General features: G+C 68.3%; 16 protein-coding genes and 1 tRNA gene. 8 read left to right on the top strand and 9 right to left on the bottom strand.

The features are described 5' to 3' along the window. Positions 1 to 21: 21 nt before the first annotated feature. Positions 22 to 897, bottom strand: coding sequence for a siderophore-interacting protein (locus tag ISG29_RS07095; RefSeq protein WP_207792826.1), 876 nt, complete (start codon positions 895 to 897; stop codon positions 22 to 24). A gap of 185 nt (positions 898 to 1,082) precedes the next feature. On the opposite strand from ISG29_RS07095, the gene ISG29_RS07090 reads away from it, so the two are divergent. From ISG29_RS07090 to ISG29_RS07075, 4 genes are all read left to right on the top strand, one after another. Further along, positions 1,083 to 2,774 carry an ABC transporter transmembrane domain-containing protein gene (locus ISG29_RS07090; RefSeq protein ID WP_194502663.1) on the top strand — a complete coding sequence of 564 codons (1,692 nt, stop codon included), beginning with the start codon at positions 1,083 to 1,085 and terminating at the stop codon, positions 2,772 to 2,774. After that, the gene (locus ISG29_RS07085) at positions 2,771 to 4,534 is read left to right on the top strand and encodes an ABC transporter ATP-binding protein (RefSeq protein WP_194502662.1); all 1,764 of its coding nucleotides are present in this window, start codon (positions 2,771 to 2,773) and stop codon (positions 4,532 to 4,534) included. The genes ISG29_RS07090 and ISG29_RS07085 overlap by 4 nt, the downstream gene beginning before the upstream one ends. A gap of 124 nt (positions 4,535 to 4,658) precedes the next feature. After that, a tRNA-Phe gene (locus ISG29_RS07080) sits at positions 4,659 to 4,735 on the top strand. A gap of 672 nt (positions 4,736 to 5,407) precedes the next feature. Continuing rightward, a complete protein-coding gene (locus ISG29_RS07075; protein ID WP_194502661.1) occupies positions 5,408 to 9,664 on the top strand; it encodes a hypothetical protein in 4,257 nt (1,418 codons plus the stop codon). Positions 9,665 to 9,912: 248 nt separating this feature from the next. Here ISG29_RS07075 and ISG29_RS07070 read toward each other — a convergent pair whose 3' ends face one another. From ISG29_RS07070 to ISG29_RS07055, 4 genes are all read right to left on the bottom strand, one after another. Beyond that, positions 9,913 to 10,122: a transposase gene (locus ISG29_RS07070; RefSeq protein WP_328828383.1), complete on the bottom strand. Its 210-nt coding sequence runs from the start codon at positions 10,120 to 10,122 to the stop codon at positions 9,913 to 9,915. A gap of 30 nt (positions 10,123 to 10,152) precedes the next feature. After that, on the bottom strand, positions 10,153 to 10,689 hold the full coding sequence (locus ISG29_RS21545; RefSeq protein WP_194502659.1) for a transposase family protein: 537 nt from the start codon (positions 10,687 to 10,689) through the stop codon (positions 10,153 to 10,155). 375 nt (positions 10,690 to 11,064) lie between these two features. Beyond that, positions 11,065 to 11,589, bottom strand: coding sequence for a calcium-binding protein (locus tag ISG29_RS07060; RefSeq protein ID WP_194502658.1), 525 nt, complete (start codon positions 11,587 to 11,589; stop codon positions 11,065 to 11,067). 41 nt (positions 11,590 to 11,630) lie between these two features. After that, complete coding sequence (locus ISG29_RS07055) at positions 11,631 to 12,020, bottom strand: hypothetical protein (RefSeq protein ID WP_194502657.1); 390 nt, start codon at positions 12,018 to 12,020, stop codon at positions 11,631 to 11,633. A gap of 10 nt (positions 12,021 to 12,030) precedes the next feature. Here ISG29_RS07055 and ISG29_RS07050 point away from each other — a divergent pair, with 10 nt between their 5' ends. Further along, positions 12,031 to 12,471, top strand: coding sequence for a DUF2511 domain-containing protein (locus tag ISG29_RS07050; protein WP_194502656.1), 441 nt, complete (start codon positions 12,031 to 12,033; stop codon positions 12,469 to 12,471). Between the two features lie 425 nt (positions 12,472 to 12,896). Here the strand turns inward: ISG29_RS07050 and ISG29_RS07045 are convergent, their stop codons facing one another. Together ISG29_RS07045 and ISG29_RS07040 are read right to left on the bottom strand one after the other, a co-directional pair. Then, positions 12,897 to 13,244, bottom strand: a complete 348-nt coding sequence (locus ISG29_RS07045) for a DoxX family protein (RefSeq protein WP_194502655.1) — start codon at positions 13,242 to 13,244, stop codon at positions 12,897 to 12,899. A 59-nt stretch (positions 13,245 to 13,303) separates the two neighbouring features. Continuing rightward, entirely contained in the window at positions 13,304 to 13,615 is a 312-nt protein-coding gene (locus tag ISG29_RS07040) for a hypothetical protein (protein ID WP_194502654.1), read from the bottom strand. A 465-nt stretch (positions 13,616 to 14,080) separates the two neighbouring features. On the opposite strand from ISG29_RS07040, the gene ISG29_RS07035 reads away from it, so the two are divergent. After that, positions 14,081 to 14,446 carry a winged helix-turn-helix transcriptional regulator gene (locus ISG29_RS07035; protein ID WP_328828295.1) on the top strand — a complete coding sequence of 122 codons (366 nt, stop codon included), beginning with the start codon at positions 14,081 to 14,083 and terminating at the stop codon, positions 14,444 to 14,446. Between the two features lie 118 nt (positions 14,447 to 14,564). Here the strand turns inward: ISG29_RS07035 and ISG29_RS07030 are convergent, their stop codons facing one another. Then, the gene (locus ISG29_RS07030) at positions 14,565 to 15,584 is read right to left on the bottom strand and encodes a hemolysin family protein (RefSeq protein ID WP_194502653.1); all 1,020 of its coding nucleotides are present in this window, start codon (positions 15,582 to 15,584) and stop codon (positions 14,565 to 14,567) included. Then, entirely contained in the window at positions 15,581 to 16,972 is a 1,392-nt protein-coding gene (locus ISG29_RS07025) for a hemolysin family protein (protein ID WP_194502652.1), read from the bottom strand. Before ISG29_RS07025 ends, ISG29_RS07030 begins: the two co-directional genes overlap by 4 nt. A 283-nt stretch (positions 16,973 to 17,255) precedes the next feature. Between ISG29_RS07025 and ISG29_RS07020 the strand changes: the two genes are divergently transcribed. Together ISG29_RS07020 and ISG29_RS07015 are read left to right on the top strand one after the other, a co-directional pair. Beyond that, entirely contained in the window at positions 17,256 to 18,296 is a 1,041-nt protein-coding gene (locus tag ISG29_RS07020; RefSeq protein WP_207792825.1) for a YihY/virulence factor BrkB family protein, read from the top strand. 165 nt (positions 18,297 to 18,461) lie between these two features. After that, on the top strand, positions 18,462 to 19,892 hold the full coding sequence (locus tag ISG29_RS07015; protein WP_194502651.1) for an MFS transporter: 1,431 nt from the start codon (positions 18,462 to 18,464) through the stop codon (positions 19,890 to 19,892). Positions 19,893 to 19,933 lie beyond the last annotated feature (41 nt).

Below are 19,933 nucleotides of genomic sequence, written 5' to 3'. Positions count from 1 at the left end.
GCCTCCAGGCGACAGCGGCGCTCAGAGTCCCAACTCATCGAGCCGCAGCTCGTAGTCGTCCTCGATCTCCTCCTCGTCGCGCCCGCTCTCCCACATCGCCTCGAGCTCGCGGCGGACGTCCTCGGGGAGGGCCTCGTAGCGCTCGCGCCATTCCTCGGCCCCTCGGGTCCAGTAGCCGACGATCTTGTAGGCCGTCGCGGGCAGCCCCAGCTCGCGACGCAGATAGGCGCGGATCGGGCGCAGGGCCCTGGTCTCTCCGGCCACCCACACGTACCCCTCTCCGAGGGTCGAGGGCGGCAACGCGCGGACCACGTTCTCGAGTGCGCTCGGAGCCGCGCCGTTGCCCCCGTAGAGCCAGCGCACCTCCGCCGCCGGAGGGGTCGGCAGCACGTAGTCCGGCCCCGGCACCTCCAAGACGGCGACGGTGCGCACGTGCGCCGACTGCTCCATGATGCGCAGCGCCGCCGGCACGCCGGCATGGTCGGCGACCAGCACCTGCCACGCGATGTCCTCGGGAGGGTCGTATAGCCCGACCGGGGTGTTGATCACCACGACCTGGCCGACGGCGGCCTGGCGGGCCCAGCTCGCCGCGACACCACCCTCGTGCAGAACGACATCGATGCTCACACGTCCTGGCTCGTGGGCGCGCACCGTGTAGCAACGCAACTGTCCGACATCGATCGTCGAGTAGTCGACATGACTACCGAGGATTCCCGGCAGCGCAGGGCGCTCTTGCGGAACACGCGGGAAGAGAACGCGGACGTACTCGTCACCGACACCGGTCGACTCGTAGTCCGCCAGTCCCGGGCCACCGAGCACGACGCGGCGCATGCCGGGCGTGAGGTCGGTGACGTCCACGACCTCTGCGTGGGCGACCCGCATGGGCAGGACCTTCACGTCGACGACACCCGTCGAGCGAGGGTGGGCGGGTCTGTCCACCCACCGACGGGCGCCTGAGGATCGGACACGGGAACTCCTGTCTATTAAGGCCAGGCTAACCTTAGTGTCATGCCGAGTCATCTCGCTCGCCCGCTTATCCGTCCGCGCGGCGAAGCGTCCGGCAACCCGTCGTCGTGCACCGCATGAGCGCGAGCGGCCCCGGACCGACCGTGCAGACGGCGTGGTCGGTGACTCGGCTCGCCCTGCGCCGCTCTCGCAAGGGCGCCGGGGCGACCACACTGATGGTGAGCGTCCATCAGATCTGCGAGGCATCCACCCCCGTCATCGTCGGCCTTGCCCTCGATGACGCGATCGCCCGCGGCTCGGTGGCCGGCACCTGGGCGTGGATCGCCCTCCTGGCCGGCATCTATGTCGTCCTCTCCGCGTGCGGGAACGGCGCGGGCCCCGTCGGCGTTCGCGCCTGCACCCGAGCCGAGCACGACGTCCGTCAGGCCGTCGTCGCTCGCTTCCTGGACCCGCGGGGGATGAAGGGTGAGAGGTCGACCGGCGAGGCGCTGAGCATCGCGAGCTCCGACGCCTCCGAGGTGGGCAACAGCGTCCACGCGCTCGCCTCCGGGGTGAGTGGCCTGGCGGCCCTCGGCGTCGCGACGCTCGCTCTCTTCGTCACCTCGCCCCTGCTCGGGCTCGTCGCTTTGGTCTCGGTGCTGGTCGTGGTCTTCGTCGCACCTCTCCTGGCGCGTCCCCTGCAGCAGCGCAGCGCCGCTCAGCAGGAGGCGGCCGCTCAGTCCGCGGCCGTGGCGGTCGACCTGGTCGAGGGCCTGCGCGTGCTCGGCGGCATCGGGGCGGAGCAGACGGCCGCGGACCGCTACCGTGAGATGAGTCAGGTCTCCCGGCGTGCACGCGTGCGTGCCGGGGCGGCGGAAGCCCTCTTCGAGGGTGTCACCAGCACGATCGGCGGATTCCTGCTCGTCGCCGTCGCGGCTGTCGGGGCGCTGCTGGCGATGCGGGGCGAGCTGACCGCCGGACAGCTCGTCGCGGGAGTCGGCCTCGCGCAGTTCCTGGTAGGCCCGGTCAGCAGGATCGCCTACGCCGGCGCGCTGGCCGCGACGACGTACGCGTCGGCCCGCCGAATCGCCGATCTGCTGAACACTGACTACGCCGTGGGCGAGCCCGCGGCGGACCTGCCAGGGGCCGTCCCCGGCCAGGACGGGATCGCGCTCGGGGTCGAGCGTGTCCACGGAGGTCATCTGCGCGGCCTCGACCTCCGGGTTCTCATGGGGGAGTTCGTCGCGATGGTCGTCGATGACCTGGGTGAGCGCTTGGAGCTGCTCGATCTGCTGGCCAGACGCCACGACCCGGCAACGGGTCGCGTGATGGTCGACGGCGTGCCTGCCGAGCAGTACCCACTCGACGATCTGAGACGGAGGGTCGTCGTGGTGCCGCACGACGCGTCGCTCTTCACCGAGCCCGTGGCCGACATCCTCGGCCCCCGCCCTGGCCCTGCTCTCGTGGCCGCGCGCGCGGAGGAGGTCGCCGACTCGATTCGCGAGCTCGGATCGCTGCAGGGCGGCCGCAACCTCTCCGGTGGGCAACGGCAACGGCTGTCCTTGGCGCGCGCCCTCGCCATCGACCCACCGGTTCTGGTGCTCGATGAGCCGACGAGCGCGCTCGATGCGGTGACGGAGGCAGCCGTCGCTGCGGGCCTGCGAGACCTGCGCGCGGGTCGCCACACGACGATCGTCATCACCTCCAGCGCCGGAGTGCTGGCCGCGGCCGACCGCGTGGTCTTCGTGAGCGAGGGCAGGGTCGTCGCTTCCGGACGGCACGAGGAGCTGACCTTTGACGAGCGCTACGCAGGCGTGGTGCTGGCATGAGCGGACGGCAACGCCCGGCAGGGGATCCGACGTTGCCCGTCGCCTCCGCCCGCGAGGCCCGACGCCACCTCTGGAGCGTTCTCCGGCCCGACTGGCCGGGGGCGTTGCTGGCCATCGTGGTCCTGGTCGTGACCGTGGCCGTGGGCCTGGTCATACCCCCCGCGATCGGCCGCGTCGTCGATGTCGCCGACGGCCAGGGCACGCGTCACGATCTTGCTGGCGCGCTGCTCGTCATCACCGTCGCGACCATGATCCAGGGGCTCACGGCCAGTGCGGGCTGGTACCTCGTGGTACGCGTGGGCGAGGGGGCGCTCGCGGCCCTGCGCGAGGCTGTTCTCGGGCATGCCCTGGCCATCCCGCGCGCGAGCGTCGAACGAGGCGGCACCGGTGATCTCGTCTCGCGGGTGAGCAACGACGTCGACCGGGTCAGTCAGGCGCTGCGCGAGGGCGTACCGGAACTGCTGTGGTCCATCTTCACGGTGGCACTGACCCTGGTCGGCCTGGCCGCGCTCGACTGGCGCTTCGCCCTGGCGGGTCTGGTCTCGCTCCCGTTCTACGCCTGGGCCGCGCACGGCTACACGGTGATCGCACCTCCGCTCTACGTCGACGAGCGCCGCGCCGAGGGCGATCGCTCTCAGCAGCTCCTGGAGGCCCTGGGCGGAGCTCGGACGATCCAGGCGCTCGTGCTGGGTCCGCGTCATCTGCGGCGGGTCGAGGCAGCCTCGGAGGCGGCCCGGCTCCGCAGCATCCGCGCCGCCGACACCACGGCCTGGTTCTTCTCACGCATCCACGCCGGCGAACTGACCGGCACCGCGACCGTGCTGCTGGTCGGCGCCGCACTGGTGGGTGACGGCTCGGTCTCCCTCGGCGCCGCCACGGCGGCGGCCCTCTACTTCATCCGGCTCTACGACCCGATCGGCGCTCTCGTCCACCTGCTCGACGAGATCCAGAGCGCGACGGCTTCCCTGCGCCGCCTGACCGGCATCGTGCAACTGCCACTGGACCGTAGAGCGGACGGGCCGACTCCGCGGGACTCCCGTCTCGTGCTGGCGGGCGTTGGCTTCGGGTACGACGACCCCGACGTCCTCCACCAGGTCGATCTGGTCGTCGAGCCGGGCGAGCACGTCGCGCTCGTCGGGACGAGCGGGGCAGGCAAGACGACGCTGGCCGCTCTCGTGGCCGGCATCCACACGCCGCGGGCGGGTCGCATCGAGCTCGGCGGCACGGCCGTCGACGCCCTCTCCCGCGAGCAGTTGTCGGCCCGGGTCACGCTGGTGACACAAGAAGTCCATGTCTTCGCTGGGACGCTGGCACAGGATCTGCGGCTGGCCCGGCCCGAGGCCAGCGACGACGATCTGTTGGCCGCGCTGAGCGCCGTAGGGGCGCTCGACTGGGTCGCCGTGCTTCCCGACGGCTTGGCGACGCGAGTGGGCGCCGGCGGACGTGCCCTGACTCCCTTGCAGGCCCAGCAGCTGGCACTGACCCGGTTGGTGCTGCGCGACCCGGATCTCGCGATCCTCGACGAGGCGACGGCAGAGGCCGGTAGCACCGGTGCTCGCCAGCTGGAGGCCTCCATGGCGCGGGTGCTCGCCGGACGGACCGCGCTGCTCGTGGCGCATCGCCTCAGTACCGCGGCGGCGGCGGATCGTGTCGTCGTCCTCGAACGCGGCAGAGTCGTGGAGGAGGGGCCACCCGACGTGCTGGCAGCCGGCGACGGCCCCTACGCGCGGCTCTGGCGCGCATGGCAGTCTGCTCGTTGAGAGCATCGGGCACGAGCACGATCGCGTTCGGGTCGCCCGACCGGTCGTGCCCGCCCGAATCGGAGACCCCACTCACCTGCATGTATGCTCGCTCGCGTTCGGCGGCCGGTTACGGCGGTCGGATGGGCAGGTAGCTCAGTTGGTACGAGCGTCCGCCTGAAAAGTGGAAGGTCGGCGGTTCGACCCCGCCCCTGCCCACCACACAGCAGGTCGCTGACCTGCGAGAACAGCCCCCGCCGGCGCTGGCGGGGGCTGTCGTCATTCCGGGCCAGTTGCAGTTCCAGTTGCAGTTGCGTGCGCGCGGGATCTGTGTGCGAGCCGCGGCCGAGGTCGATTGGCACCCGGTCAGCCACATACAGGCGGCCTGTGCAGGAACCGGCGACTCCGATCGCGAGGTCTCCACACCGCTCGAGGCCCGCATGTTCCTGCCAGGCATCCGCACGCCAGCCCGGCCAACTGGTCGCGGCTCCCAGATCGCAGCCCCAGCCCATCGACCCACACCGCAACGCGTGGCACATCTGGGAAGTCATCGCAACCGGCAACCGTGCCTCAGCGCCCCGCGTCCTTCCGCCCGCAATGACGCACGCACTTCGGTGGGTACGACGTGCGAACGCTTGGGTTGGGGCTGTCGTTCGGAGAGACGGTCTGTGCGGCGTTCTTCGTCCGAGATGGCGCGTGTGATGAAATTCCGGGGCACCGCTCAAGAGGACGTTTCGCGACCTGCTAAGTCCGGGAGAGGATGAGGTCGTGGGCGCGAAGGGAGGTCGTCAGGGCAGCACGCGGCGTACTTCGTCGCCGAGGACGCAACGCGGGGCAGCGGTGAATTCGAGCGGCTCGGATAGGAAGGAGCCTACTTTCGAGCGGCGGCGAAAGATGCCCAGAGACGAACTGTTCGCCGACCTCAGGCAAGGGGCACGCAACGTTGCTGGTGTCCGCTGGCAGACAAGCGTGTGTGCGCACCTTTTGGTTGCCTCGCATGCTGGAGAACTGGACTTCGTGAGTCTCGTACCTGAGGGATACGAGGACGCGGACTGCACCTCTCGTGACGGCGCCCGCACCTACGTGCAGATGAAAGAACTCGATGCTGGCCATGGCGTCATGCACCCGTCCGGTGTAGCTGAAGCGCTGGCGCACGCCGAGGCGAGCGCTCGAGGCGCCAGGATCGTCCTCATCACCGACGGCACCCTGAGTTCGGAGCTGACGTTCACCGGCTGGAAGGACACGCTTGGACCTGCGACCCGGCCCGGTGTCAGCCGCATCAAGGACGGCCTGATTTCAAGCGGCTACTCCGACGACGAAGCCGACGACATCTTGTCCCGGTCGCATCTATTACACCTGCCTTACCGGCTGCGCCAAGACACCGAAAGGCTGCTGGTCCAGTCCGCTGCCGCACATCCAACGGTGGGCGGGCTCACTGTGGCCCGCCTGACCGACGAAGTAGGCCGTCTGTCGGGCGATCAGCGTCGGGCGACATCGACTACTGCTGGGTTGCTGCGGACCAGTGACATCGACGCCCTTCTCGTCGAGATCCAGGACTCGGTGGACCCGGCGGGGCTGCACCAGGCGTTGACGGCTGGTGTGTGCGCTCCGGTCGACTTCATCGCTCCCGAAGAGATCGAGTCCCGGGTCTTCTACCTCGGTGTCGACGGCCGGCCGGCCCACATCGCAGCCAATCTGGACGTCCGCCGTCCTGTGGAGCTTGATGCGTGCGGTGAGGGACTGGCAACCGAACGTGCCGTCATTTTGGTGGGACCTTCGGGTGCCGGGAAGTCCGTGCTGTTGTGGCGTGCGGCCCGCGACCTAGTCCCGGGTGCACGTGTCCTGCGGGTTCTTCGGGTCCAGACTGAGGAGGACGCCCGAGACCTTGCCCGACATGTACGTCTACAGCGGCCAAGTGACCACTCGCCCGTGTTGGTCGTCTGCGACGACCTAGGCCGGCCGCACGTCGGTGAGTGGTCGAAAGCGGCAGCCTTAGTCCGAGAGGTGCCGGGGACGCTTCTGTTGGGTGCCGCTCGAGCCGAAGACTTCACACCGGCCCTGACGGTGGGTGCGACCCGGATCGTTCGACCGGTGCTGATCGCGCCCGTGGCCAAGGATCTGGGGGAGCGGCTGAGCACTCGGGGCGTCGCTCTTCAGATGGACCCGCTTGAGGCTCTCGGAAAGTCTGAGGGGCTGATGATGGAGTTCATCGCTCTACTGACGACTGGGCGACGTCTGCGTGAGGTTTTGGCGGCACAGGTTGAGCAACTCCGAGACCCTGCCAGGCGGCTGCAACGCGAAGGGGCCCGACTGGTGACGACCGCCCATCTGCTTGGTCTGCAACTCGACGCAGACCGGCTGGGTGCTCAGTTGCTGGCCAATGCGCCCAGGCCGCAGGCGCCTCGCGGAGACGCGCCAGGAACGGAGCGGAATGAGCCAGCAGCAGCTGGGTGGGATCCTGACGAGTCCGATGTCGGTGATGCGCTCTCTGTTCTTCGAGACGAGCACATCGCCGTCGAGAGCGGCTCCACCTGGCGGGGCCTGCATGAACTCCGGTCGGCCGTAATCAGTGGGCTGCTTCATGAGAGCCCACCACCTACGACGGCCACGACGCTGTCTCGACTCGCTCCCGTCATCGACCCAGATCACGCGGGCTGGATGCTGCGACGCGTCGCGGAACAATTCCCGAAGGATCTGAATGAGGTCGTAACGGCGTTGTCGCAGACCCTTCTGAACCGAGGAGCGTCGACGGCGACGATCGCATCGTTCCTAGAGGGCGCCGAACGCGCCGACAATGCCCTCTATGCGACCGCCACACTCCCGGCACTTGAAGAGGCGAAAAAGGACAGCCTCCCGATCACCACCCTTGCCATGTTCATCTATCCGATGCGGAACCAGGGGTTCGGCGATACAGGCCAGGGAGGGGTCTTCGACGAGCTCTTGCCGATGATCCGACCCATCGCTGACAAGATCCCTCGACGAGTTGCCTTCGACACGACACTGACTTCGGCCTGCCGCGGCCTCGCCCAAGATGCGCTAGATGAGTTGCTGCGAAATGCGGACCTGGTCGACGCGACGCGCCTGCTCGAAGCGGGCCGCGAACCCCTCAACGTCTCAAAGGAATCGGTCCGTGCGCTGTTGGCGAGGTCGACAGCGCCGCATGACGACACCACCGCACTCGTGTGGTCGCGGCTGCTGGCTGTGTGCTCCATACACGTCTCGGCCGAAGAACTCGCCGAGGTCGCCGGAGACGTGACGCAGCGGGTACGGACCGTGTGCGCTGCGGACCCCTTCGTTCTCGACGCTGAGGTGCTGCACACCACCCCGCCTGAAGAGGACCAAGACGACGAAACCGAAGACGGCACCGCATCCGGAAATCGCACCGGCGAGAATCGTCTTCCGAACAGCCCAGCCCGGTCTAGCCTTTCGAGCCCCGGCCGGCTGACCGCAAGCGTCACACGGCTACTTCCTTCTGAGACCGATCAAGTCCCGCGATTGTCATGGGACCTTCCGCCGAAGTCCGACGATGGCCTCAACTGGTCGACAGTGTCTTGCCTTGAGCGCATTAAGGACGCCTGCCCTGAAATCGAACAGTTCCAGATCATCACCGTGACCGCTTCCGGTGCGCGATACCGGCTGCGCGACTTCGAACCCGGATACAAAAACATGGCCCGGGCCGCCTTCCCGGACCGGTTCTCGGTCCGCCAAAGCGTTGGCTACCAAGCCAGCCTTCGACGCATCACCTCGTCGCAGACATGGACCGAGGTCATCACCGCCCAAGCAGCCGTAGCATCCGACCTTACCGCCGCTGCACAGCAGATCCCGCTCCGGCTAAAGCCGGCGGACCACCCGAAGCGCCGGGCCGCTTGGCAGCAGCAGCTGGTCGATATCCGGAACCGTGTCAGCGCAATCAGTCCGCCACCACTGCCACCCGGGACTGCCAGCGACACCGCCCATGCCCACGATGACCAACGCGACCGAGCGGCCGACGCCACCACACGCGCATTGCAAACCGCCTTCGAGGCCGTCTTCAACGCCGCACCCCAAGACAACGAAGCAACGCGACGCGCCCTCGCCATGGCGATGTCGTTAAGAGACGCCGCTGACGCTCTCGACAAGGCACGCGACGCCGCTCAACCCGTCGTTCCTGAAGTCGGATCCGTGTTACCCGAAGCCCTGAGCACACACATGCGCAGTGCAGCGGACCTGGCTGCGGCCCTCCATGTTCAGCCGACACAAGCACGACATGTGCGAGCCGATGACCCGTCCGGTTCAGCCGCTGAGATCGTGGAGCGAGTGCGCGAAGAGGCCAGCGTTCAGGGCGCTGAAACACTGCGGCAAGTCTTGGCCCGCGTCCCAGAGGCTACCTACCAGCTCGTTGCTGACCCCGATCCCGCGTCATGGGCTCTACAACCCAACAGTTGGGTGATCGTCACCCCAGGAGAACTGCTCGACCAGACCCTCGAGGCACTCGGAACTCTCGACGACGCCGCTCGTGAAGTTCTCGGACCGCACACAGTGGTCATCCCCATCGCCATCGCCGAGGACAGAGCCGATGACCACGACACGCAAGTCACATCAGTGATCTCGCTCGACATGGGTTTCCAGCTGTCCTCTACCTCGACCCGTGAACCGTTACAGATCACCCCAGATGCTGTTCGCGCTTGGGCTATCGCCGCCGGCGTACGTGCCTTCGGTGGAACGTCAAGCCATCTCGACGCCGCCAGCAAGCTTGTCGAGCAGTCACAAGAAGCAGCGCGCCGCCGAATGCGCCGGCTGCCAGACCCGGGCACGGGCACGGTGACCTCAATGGGAGCCCCCTCACCCGAGCGCCCTCCAGTCGCAGTCGGGCCGGGGGCAGACCACAACCCAGACTCTCCCGATGGGGCTCTCGCCCTATTGAAGGCGCAGGTCAAGGCTGAAGAAGCCGGGACCACCACCACGTACCTCGCAGAGGTGGTCCTGCGCGCCACCACCGGTGTGCCGCACGACGATGAGTCGATGCGCTTGATTGAACTGCTGTCCGTTCTTCACTTCGACAGGCTTCAGAGCCAAGTGCAAGAAGCCACTGCGGCTCAGGCCGCCGCTGCGCAGACTGCTATCACTCTCACCTCCACTGAGTCGACTAACACAGCTGACCTTCCGGTATAGACGAGTACGCCAGGAGGCGTGCGCGCCAAACGGTCTCAGTCGGCGGGACGGCTTACCAGTCGTTTCCGTCGGCAACCTCGGAGTCGTATCGGAGGTTGGCCTTAAGTCCTACACCGCAGCGTCGATGTGTTTGGGAAGATCTCGCACTGAGCATCTGAAGTGCGGCGACCAATACTAGTGGAGTCCACTGCAGCGCTCGCTGCGGACTTGCCTCGGACCGGCGTCATACCGCCCTTCGGGTCGCTGGACTAGCCCCCGGATCTGCCGTTGGGCAACCAGCGCCGCACGGCGGAGCGGAACGAGGCCGACGGGTCGATCGCGACCACGTCCACCCGGCGCCGCCACCAGCGCGGCTGTGCGGCCAGCCAGGCCGCGACGGCTCCTGCATCCCGACCCTCGACCACGTCGATCACCTCACCAGTCGAGAGGTCGAGGAAGGTCGTCATCCAGGGCTCGATCCGCCGCCACGAGCCACGGTCGTCCTTGAACTAGCGCACCGACCTGAACCGGTGCTCATCGATCCCCAACCGTCGCACCAGCCGCGGCCGTGTCCGGCGCCACGCCGCCAGCGCTGCCGCTGCCTGATCGACGAGGCGTTGCACGGTCGGCCAGGAGAGCCCGAACTGGTTAGCGACGCGGTCGATGGCTCGGACCTCGCTGGCGACCGCGTCGAGGATCGCGTCCTTGAGTCCAGTGGTGAGCCTGGCGCGGGGCGGGACCTGGTCGGTGTGCTCGGTGAACGACTTGCGGGCGCACAACGCTTCGGTGCACTTGCAGCGCTTCTTGATCCAGGCGACCTCGACGTGCCCGTCGAAGCTCACGTCGGCAAGCCGCTGTCGGGTGCGTTGGTGCACCCGCGAGGACAGCGCCCCGCAGTCGGGGCAGGCCGCCTCGCTCGCCGTCGCCGCGATCACCACGGTGCGTGCACCGTCGTCGTCGCGGGTCGCCTCGAGGACCTCGTGGTCGGGCAGGTTGAACAACACCGACGCAGCCGAAGAGGCCGCGCCAGCCGTAGGCTGGGACACGCTCGTGGTCCCCTCTGCCGGATGCCTGAAGAACACCCAGCCTGCCGCAGGGCCACGAGCACCTACGTCAGGATCGCGTCACGCCGAACGTTGAAGAGCCGACATACGGGCCTTTTGGCCGGTCATGGAGCCCCGTTCTGGGGCCTCAGATGTGACCACCGCGCAGAAGATCGGCGAGAAAGTTCAGAATGGATCTGCGGCCACCTTGGAAAATACTCTTACGGCTATTCGCCGGAACCTGCCCAAGCCCACGGACTTATATCGAGACGCATGACTCATCGATGATGCAGTCTAAAAGACTGGTTCGCACGCGATAGCCATGCTTACGAGAAGTGACTGCTCAAATTTTGATTAGTCGAGATCCTGGAACAGGATTTAGACGTAATATCCATCTATTACGACAGTCTCACAGCCGCCCATGACGTGATCGTAGCCAGAGATGACATGACATATGTCATTGTCACCTGCCCCGCCCCATACTTTGTCATCCCCGTTCAAGTCGTCATCACTGGCGATGATGAGGTCGTCATCACCATCGCCTGAAAGACGGTCGTCGTTCGGCCCCCCATACAAAACGTCGGTGCCACCGTCTCCGTGTATGTCGTCCAGTCCGTTTCCACCTGCTAGGCCGTCGACTTCGTTATTAGAATAGACGACGTAGTCGTAGCCTGGGCCTCCGAAAACCGTGTCTCCCGAGTCTCCTCCGCGAACCAGATCCTTACCTCCTCGCGCGTCGACCGAGTCGTTCCCGTCATAGGCGAAGATCACGTCATCGCCACCGCTGCCGGTGATGTTGTCTGCCGAGTTCGTGCCGGAACAGGAGCCACCTCCCGAAGAACAGGCGATGTTGGCTGCGTAAGCGGCAGACAACGCGAAGCAGCAACCGATGAGTACAGTCACCGCCAAACCTTCACAGAAGCGAAGCGTTGCGTTCTTCCGACTCAACGTCCTGCTCCCTTAACCAGACTTTGCGCCAAAAGTTCCGGATCTGGGCACTCGGCGAAGCGCGACTGAAGCGCGTCATTTCCAAAAAAGGTTAAAAAAGCCTCCAGGTTGCTCTTATCTTCTAAAAGCTTTTGCAGCCCAGGGCACTCGAGAATCGGTACGCTATTAGCCTTTTGCCGCGACATGAATTCATCTAGAGATTCACCAGGCGTCGCTCCTAAATCCGTCAATGTGTAGCGGACCTCGTCTGCTCCGACGCCCTTAGATTCGCTCGGCGGAGCCGACGGTGCGGCGGAGGTGTGCGTCGACCCGGGCACTAGCCACATCGCAAGAGCGATCATGATCACACCAACTGCTGCCCCAATGCCGCCCGCGATGTTTCTCATCGTGTACTCCTTGGCACTCCTGGATTCGATCAAAGTACTACGTGATGGCGGTCGCGGTCTTCGGTTCGCAGGAACTTTCTTGTCCTTCCTTCAGCTAGACCTTCCGCAGCACGACGGTAGCGACGCCGAGCCATCCGATGCGGAACCGGCTGACGTGCCCAAAGGGTTCCGTGATGACCCGGGCCTCGTCACGGCGGCAAGCTACGGAGACGGCTGGCCCCTCACCGTCGAGTACGGTGCGCTCACCTGCCGCATCGTGAAGTCTGGCGGCCGAGAAGCGTCCTCGGTGACGATCCGTGTGCCGGGAGCGCAGTACGCACTCAACGGCGTCGCCCGGTCAATGTCGCCCTTCCAGAACGTGGACCCGATCTGGGCCGACAATCCCGACATCAAGGGCGCAAAGCTGGATCTAGGACCGTTCATTGAGCGCGGACTTGAACTCTGCGAATAGACCACAATGCGGCCACCTCTAAGGCGTGGTCGGGCATAGTCAGTCGTGGTCTACGCCTCACCAGGATTCGGACCTCGACCTGCTGAAACGGCCTCTGACCTGGGCAAACGGCGGACCACCGATTCGCGCTGAAAGGTGGAAGGTCGGCGGTTCGACCCCGCCCTTGCCCACCACCACGAGGGCCGTGTTTCGGCTGGTAGATCGGCGAAAGCCGCCGCCAGCCGGGCGCGGCCCTCAGGCTTTCTACGAGGTCGAGACCGCATCGGACCGCGTCCGCTCCTCGCCACGAGTGGCGCACGCCGGCGTCGCGACCAGCGGCCCCACTCGCCTGGAGTCGACCTGGGCGCGGTGCGTCTCCGAGCCGTCACGGGGCGAGGCACCGTGGACGGCATAGTTGCAGGTGGGCGCCGCGGAAGGCCCTGGGCTCACAGGGCGAGGAGCAACAGGGTGAGGGTCACCGCCGACAGTCCGGCGAGGACGCCAGCCGGCTGCCAGTCCGGATCGTGGGCCCGCAGGTGTGCGCCCACCGCACCGAGGAAGTACACCACCAGCCCCGTCGCGGCGGCGATCGCGAGCGGCGCGAACCACAGGCCGGCGACCAGCCCCAAGGCGGCGGCTACCTGGAGTCCGCCGAGCACGGTCAGGACCGGGCCCTGCACCCCGACGGCGCTCATCAGGGTGACGATGCGCTCGGAGCGGGCGAGCTTGAGGCTGCCGGAGGCGAGCATGCCGGCGGCGAGCAGGACAGAGGCGATGTGTGCAGCGAGGGTCATGGGGTTGTCCTTCTGGGTCGATGTGGATGGGATGACAGCTGACGCGCGTGGGCCGGGGGTCAGCCACGCAGCAGAAGCGCCCCGTCGCGCCCGAGGCGTTCGACCGACGACGTGACGAGGTGGCGCGGGAGTCCGCCGAGGTCGGCCTTCCCGAGGAATCGGTCGATTCCGAGCCGGTCGCGGCGTTTCGCGATCTTGTCGGTGACTTCGCCGACGCTGCCGACGACCAGCGGGCCGTCCGGCCCCGCCATCGTCTCGAGCAGCGCGCGGTCGAGGTGGGCACCACGGCCCTCGGGGACGTAGGTGCGGTAGTAGGGGTAGAACGTGTCGCGTGCCTCCTGCGAGGTCGCGCCGACGTAGAGGTGACTCACTCCCGCCACGCGAGCCGCGCCCCATGTCCGGCCGCACCGGCCGCGTCGCGATGGACGTCGACCAGCGGTCGTGCGCGGGCCGGCGCCCCGCCCAGCGACGCGAGACTCATCGGGAGGCCCCGACGGCCCGCGCGAGAGGCGCTCGCTGACGTGCCACCCACGCCCACCCACACGCGTCGACGCAGTCGCCGCGTCGGTGATGTCGGTGATGTCGGTGATGTCGGTGATGTCGGTGAGGGAGAAGACGCCCGGTTCCATGACAACGACGTTAGGAAGTCCTCAGGTACCGATCAGTACCTATCGACTTCCGCGGTGGCCCCGTCCGAACCCGGGATCGACGGAGAGCGTGTGCACAGTCAGAGGCACAGCCCCCTCGCGGAAGAGTGAGAGAAGCGCGACGGGCGCCGCCACTGGGGGTGTCGGCGACGCGAGGGAGTCGATAGGTACCTCCGGTACCTTCGAGGAGTGAAGTCACTCCAGGCTGGCAACGTGTTCCTCGCCGACTGCCCTGCCCGGACGGCCATCGAGGTCATCGCGCACAAGTGGTCGGTCGTGGTCCTGTTCGCTCTCAGCGAGGGGCCCAAGCGTCACGGCGAACTCGTCACCCTCACCGGGGGCATCTCCCGCAAGGTTCTCACCGAGACTCTCCGAAAGCTGCAGGCCAACGGTCTGGTCACCCGTGAGGCGTTCGCCGAGGCGCCCCCGCGGGTGGAGTACGCGCTGACCCCGCTCGGGGAGACGCTGCAGGAGCCGATCCGGATGCTGACCCTGTGGGCTCGGGAGAACGGCGAAGCACTGGTCGACCACCAGGAGTCGTACTCGCGTACCTGATGCGCCACCGACCATCGCAGGGCCCTCGCCGAGACGACCGCGTGGTCTGGCCGGGTGCGCAACACATGGCACGAGGACGGCACGAGGACGGCCCGACGACGGCCAGGCGCGCCCCTCGCTACCGGGGCACCTCGGAGTGCGTCGGGGCGGGCAGCGCTCGGGCCAGCAGGTCGTGGAGGGTGACGACGACGAACCCGCCGCGCTCGCGCGGCACCACGCCCAGGTGGACCCGGCTGCGCTGCATCCGACTCAGCGCCTCGCGCAGCGAGGTCGTGCCGGGCACGGTGAGCACGTCCTGACGCAGGTCGGCCAGCCCGGCGCCGGGCTCGGCGTCCAGGGTGTCTCGTACGTGCACCATGCCGGTGGCCGCACCCGACTCGTCGACCAGCACGATGCGCAGGTGCCGGGAGCGCCGAGCCGCCTCCCGCACCTGCGAGACGGTCGCGGTCGCGCCGACGGCCGTCGGCGCCCTGCCCAGGTCGAGGTCGTCGACGGTGAGACGGTCGAGGTCGAGAGCGTCGTCGACCTGGGCGGAGAACTCGGCCTCCAAGGTGCCGACCGTGGCCGAGTGCCGGACCAGGGCCCTCAGGTCGGCCGGGGAGTGGCCGACGGCCGCGGTGTCGCGTGGCTCCACCCCCACCCGGCGCAGCAGGGCGTTGGCCACCGCGTTCATCCCGCGCAGCACGGGTCGGGTCAGCGCCATGAAGCCCCGCATCGGCGGCGCGAGCAGCACGGCGGCCGTCTCGGGATGCGCGATGGCCCACGACTTGGGCGCCATCTCACCGACGACGAGGTGCAGGAACGTGACCACGCCGATGGCCACCGCGAACGCGACCACCTCCACCGTCCAGGACGGCGCACCCGTGGCGTCGAGCAGCGGGGTCACGGCGTACTTGAGAGCGGGCTTGGTGACCGCACCCAGGCCGAGGGCGCACGCGGTGATGCCGAGCTGGCAGGCCGCCAGCACGATCGTCAGCTCGTCGACCGACCGCACGGCGGCGCGGGCGCCCGCGCTGTGCGCAGCCCGCGCCTCGAGCCGGTGCCGACGGGCGGCGAGCACGGCGAACTCCGTGGCCACGAAGAAGGCGCTGAGCACGATGAGAGCGACCGTCACGGCGCCCACGACCACGGGACTCATGCCGTGTCCTCGCCGAGTCGGGCCAGCACGAGCGCCGGGACGTGACGACGCACCTCGAGCACCTGCAGGTGCAGGCGGGTCACCGGGGTGTGCTCGGACGCCATCGGACCCGAGGGCAGCTCGACCGCCACCGCGTCGCCCTCCACCGGGAGCCGGCCCAGCACGGCCACCACGAGACCACCGAGGGTCTCCTGCGAGCACGCGGGGAGCGGGCGTCCTATCCGGCGAGCCACCTCGTCGAGGGGCAGCGCGCCGGCCAAGCGCCACTCCACGACCTCCTCACCCACCGCCCCAGGGGCATCGGGATCGTCGGGATCGAGGTGGGAGACCGGGTCGTGCTCGTCGTCTATCTCCCCCACCAGCTCCTCGGCGAGATCCTCCACCGTGACGACGCCAGCCAGCTCGCCGTGCTCGTCGAGCACGCACGCCAGTGGCGAGGTGGCGTCCAGCAGCGTCGTCAGGGCGTCGGGCAGGCGCATGGAAGCCGGCACCAGCAGTGGCGGGCGCATGACCTCGCTGACGCGAGCGGCTGCGGAACCGTCCGGGGTGCCCTGCGCCTCCAGCCGGTCGAGCACGTCGAGCAGGTCGACGACGCCGACCACGTCGCCGCTGACGTCGAGCACCGGATGCCGCGAGTGCGCGTCGCGACTGGTGGTCTCCCACAGCTCTGCCAGCGTCAGGTCCGTCGTCACGACGCCGACCCGCGCTCGCGGCACCATGGCGTGGGCGACGTCGCGGTCGGGGAACTCGACGAGGCGGTCCAGCAGCAGCGAGAGGTCGGGCGCCAGGTCACCCGAGGCGCGCGAGTCGCTCACGATGGCCCCGAGGTCGTCGCGGGTCACAGCGTGCTCGACATCGTGCACGGGCTCCATCCCCACGGCCCGCAGGAGCCGCTCCGAGGCGCGGTCGAAGAAGGCGATGAGCCAGCCGAACAGTCGCAGGTAGAGCTGCGTCGACCTGGCCAGGGCGATGGCCAGCCGCTCGGGCCGGGCGATCGCCAGGTTCTTGGGGAACAGCTCGCCGAGCACCATCTGCACGCCCGTCGAGACCACGAGTGCTGCCATCGTGCCGATCGTCACGCCGACGGCGGTGGGCACGCCGACCCCACCGAGCGCCGTCCCGATGGCCGCACCCACGAGGGGTTCGGCGGCGTAGCCCACGAGGAGGGCCGTGACGGTGATGCCGAGCTGCGCACCCGAGAGCATGAAGGACGTGCGCCGGGTGATGTCGAGCGCACGCGCGGCGCCTCGGTCGCCGTCTGCGGCCATGGCCGCGAGGCGGGAACGGTCCGCGGACATGTACGCGAACTCCTGGGCCACGAAGTAGCCGGTCGCCGCCGTGATGGCCAGGATCACCAGCAGCCCCAGCAGCAGCGTCAGCACCCACATGAGGGGTGCCTCCGAAGAGTTCGTGCGAGACGTCGAGCAAGGGGGCGGCGGGACGAGCGTCGTCCGTCGTCGGGCATGGTGCGGGCGGCTCCTGGGTCGGGCACCGAGTCGGTGTCGTCGGGTCCAACGTGTGAGGGGGCGCCGCGGTTCCCGGGAGCGCCAGGACCGGCCGCGGGGCGGCAACCGGAGGCGAGGTGCGGGGAGAGATCAGGGTTCGCGCGGGTGGCACCCGACGTGAGAGGCGCCACGGTTGCGACCGGCGGAGGCTGGGTAACGCTCGGTGGTGAGCAGCACCGACACCACCACGCCCGACACGGGGATCGGGAGGATCGACGCCTTCCAACGCCGGCACCCGGTGATCGGCCTGCCCGTCGCCGTCGTCTACAAGTTCTTCGACGACCAAGGGGGCTACCTGGCGGTCATGATCACCTACTACGGGTTCGTCTCGGTCGTGCCCATGCTGCTGCTCGCGACCACGGTGCTCGGATTCGTGCTCCAGGGTGACCCCTCGCTGCAGGGGAGGATCCTCGACTCGGCGATCCGCGACTTCCCGGTCGTCGGTGACCAGCTCGGCCGACCCGAGGGTCTACGCGGATCCCCCACCGCGCTGCTGATCGGATCGCTGGCCGCCCTCTACGGCTCTCTGGGGCTCGGCACCGCACTCCAGAACGCTGTGAACACGGTCTGGGCGGTGCCGCGCAACAGCCGCCCCAACCCCCTGCTGCTGCGGCTGCGCAGCCTCGTGCTGCTCATCACCGCCGGGCTCGCTCTGCTGGTCCTCTCGTCGGTGCCGGTGGTGCTGCCGGTGCTCTTCGGCTGGACCGGCCCCCTGCTCGGTCTCGGCGCGCCCCTCGCGGGCGTCGTCGTCATGGCCCTGCTGCTGACCGCCATCCTCTGGCTGGCCGAGGGGCGCCGCCGTCCGCTGCGTCGCAGCATGCCCGGGGCCGTCGTCGTGACCGTCTTGTGGCAGGGAATCCAGGTCGCCGCCACCCTCATCGCCCAACACGCCGCCGCGCAGGCCTCCGCCATGAACCAGACCTTCGGGCTGGTGCTGGGCCTGATCGCCGTCACCTACCTGGCCGCCCTGGCCCTGGTGCTGGGCCTGGAGCTGAACGTGGTCCTCACCCGGCGGCTGTGGCCGCGTGCACTGCTGACGCCCTTCTCCGACGACGTCGCGCTCACCCCCGGCGACAAGCGCGCGTACGCCGGCTACGTGCGCTCGCAGCGACACAAGGGCTTCCAGTACGTCGTCACGGGGTTCCGGGAGCCGAGCCGCGACGACCCCGAGGGGCCGGACGACGGGCTGGACACCTCCACCCGATGACGCGCCACTCGTCACCACCTGCGGCCGGCGCAGATCACCGCCGGTCACGACGCGCCCGCTGACCCTCCCGCGGGGGTGTACCCGTCGCCGCCCGTGCCCGGCAGGGTGCTGGGGTTCCGGTTGCCTGCGGCAACCACACCCCGAGACGAGACGAGGCTGCTGAGAATGGTGAAGGTGCTCGAACCGGTCGACGACGCCACGAGCTACGAGCTCGACGACATCGTCGTGACCGAGCCCGGAGTGATCCGGCGGGCCATCGGCGCAGCGGCGGTCGGCAACATCACCGAGTGGTACGACTTCGGCGTCTACGCGTACTTCGAGCCGACGATCAAGAAGGTCTTCTTCTCCGGTCTCGACGACACCGTCGGCACGATCGCCACCTTCGGGCTGTTCGCCGTCGCGTTCCTCGTGCGACCGTTCGGCGGCATGTTCTTCGGCCCCCTGGCCGACCGGATCGGTCGCAACCGCGTGCTGGCCACGACGATGATCATGATGGCACTGGGCACGTTCCTCATCGGATGCATCCCGTCGAAGGCGAGCATCGGCCTCTGGGCGCCCATGCTGCTGCTGCTGGCCCGGCTGCTCCAGGGCTTCTCCACCGGCGGCGAGTACGGCAACGCGATGACCTTCATCGCCGAGTACGCCCCCGACCGCAAGCGCGGTTTCCTCGGCAGCTGGCTGGAGTTCGGCACCTTCGTCGGCTACCTGCTCGGCGCCTTGCTCGTGACCCTGGCCGACGCCACTCTCAGCCAACAACAGCTGCTCTCCTGGGGCTGGCGACTGCCGTTCTTCGTCGCCCTGCCGCTCGGCATGGTCGGCGTCTACCTGCGCACCCGGCTCGCCGACACCCCCGCCTATGCGGCTCTGGAGAAGCAGGCCGACCAACGCGAGGCGCAGCACAAGGAGCGCAACGCCGGCGGCGAGACCAAGCGCCTGGCGCGCCTCTACCCGTTCGTACTGGTGTGCATGGGCCTCGTGATCGTCTGGAACGTCACCAACTACATGCTCACCTCCTACATGCCGACCTACCTCACCGACACCATCAAGAAGGGCGACGGCAGCGGTATCAGCGCCTCGGCCTCGCAGTGGCTGCAGATCGGCGTCATGGTCATCGCCCTGGTCTCCATCCCGCTGCTCGGGATGCTCTCGGACCGCATCGGCCGCAAGCCGATCGCGTGGACCGGCACCGCGATGCTCATCGTGCTGGCCTTCCCGATGGTGCTGCTCATCCGGGCCCAGAGCATGTGGTCGGTCTTCCTGGGCCTGCTCATCATGGGGATAGCGCTGATCTGCTTCAGCTCCACGATGCCCTCGACGCTGCCTTCGCTGTTCCCGACCGACGTGCGCGGGGCCGGGCTCTCGGTGTCGTTCAACGTCGCGGTCTCGCTGTTCGCCGGCACGACCTCGTTCGTCGTCGGGTCGCTGGTCGGGCTCACCGGCGACCTGAACTGGCCCGCCTACTACCTCATCATCGCCGGCCTCGTCGGAGCGGTGTCCCTGATGTTCCTCAAGGAGCCTCGCGGTGAGCGCATGTGGGGCTCTGCTCCCGCCGCCGAGACCGAGGAGGAGGCACGCGAGATCGTGAACGCCGCCTGACCGGGCAGGTGCGCGGCCTCCGGGTCGCCACCCCTCCGGAC

It is taken from the genome of Nocardioides acrostichi, from assembly GCF_015319165.1.
GTDB classification, from domain to species: Bacteria; Actinomycetota; Actinomycetes; order Propionibacteriales; family Nocardioidaceae; genus Nocardioides; species Nocardioides acrostichi.
This window is presented reverse-complemented; position numbering and strand designations above follow the sequence as displayed.

Coding starts and splice junctions, on each gene's coding strand:
- ISG29_RS07090 (WP_194502663.1), top strand. CDS start 1,083: ATGAGCGCGAGCGGCCCCGGACCGACCGTGCAGACGGCGTGGTCGGTG.
- ISG29_RS07085 (WP_194502662.1), top strand. CDS start 2,771: ATGAGCGGACGGCAACGCCCGGCAGGGGATCCGACGTTGCCCGTCGCC.
- ISG29_RS07075 (WP_194502661.1), top strand. CDS start 5,408: ATGCCCAGAGACGAACTGTTCGCCGACCTCAGGCAAGGGGCACGCAAC.
- ISG29_RS07055 (WP_194502657.1), bottom strand. CDS start 12,020: ATGAGAAACATCGCGGGCGGCATTGGGGCAGCAGTTGGTGTGATCATG.
- ISG29_RS07045 (WP_194502655.1), bottom strand. CDS start 13,244: ATGACCCTCGCTGCACACATCGCCTCTGTCCTGCTCGCCGCCGGCATG.
- ISG29_RS07030 (WP_194502653.1), bottom strand. CDS start 15,584: ATGAGTCCCGTGGTCGTGGGCGCCGTGACGGTCGCTCTCATCGTGCTC.
- ISG29_RS07025 (WP_194502652.1), bottom strand. CDS start 16,972: ATGTGGGTGCTGACGCTGCTGCTGGGGCTGCTGGTGATCCTGGCCATC.
- ISG29_RS07015 (WP_194502651.1), top strand. CDS start 18,462: ATGGTGAAGGTGCTCGAACCGGTCGACGACGCCACGAGCTACGAGCTC.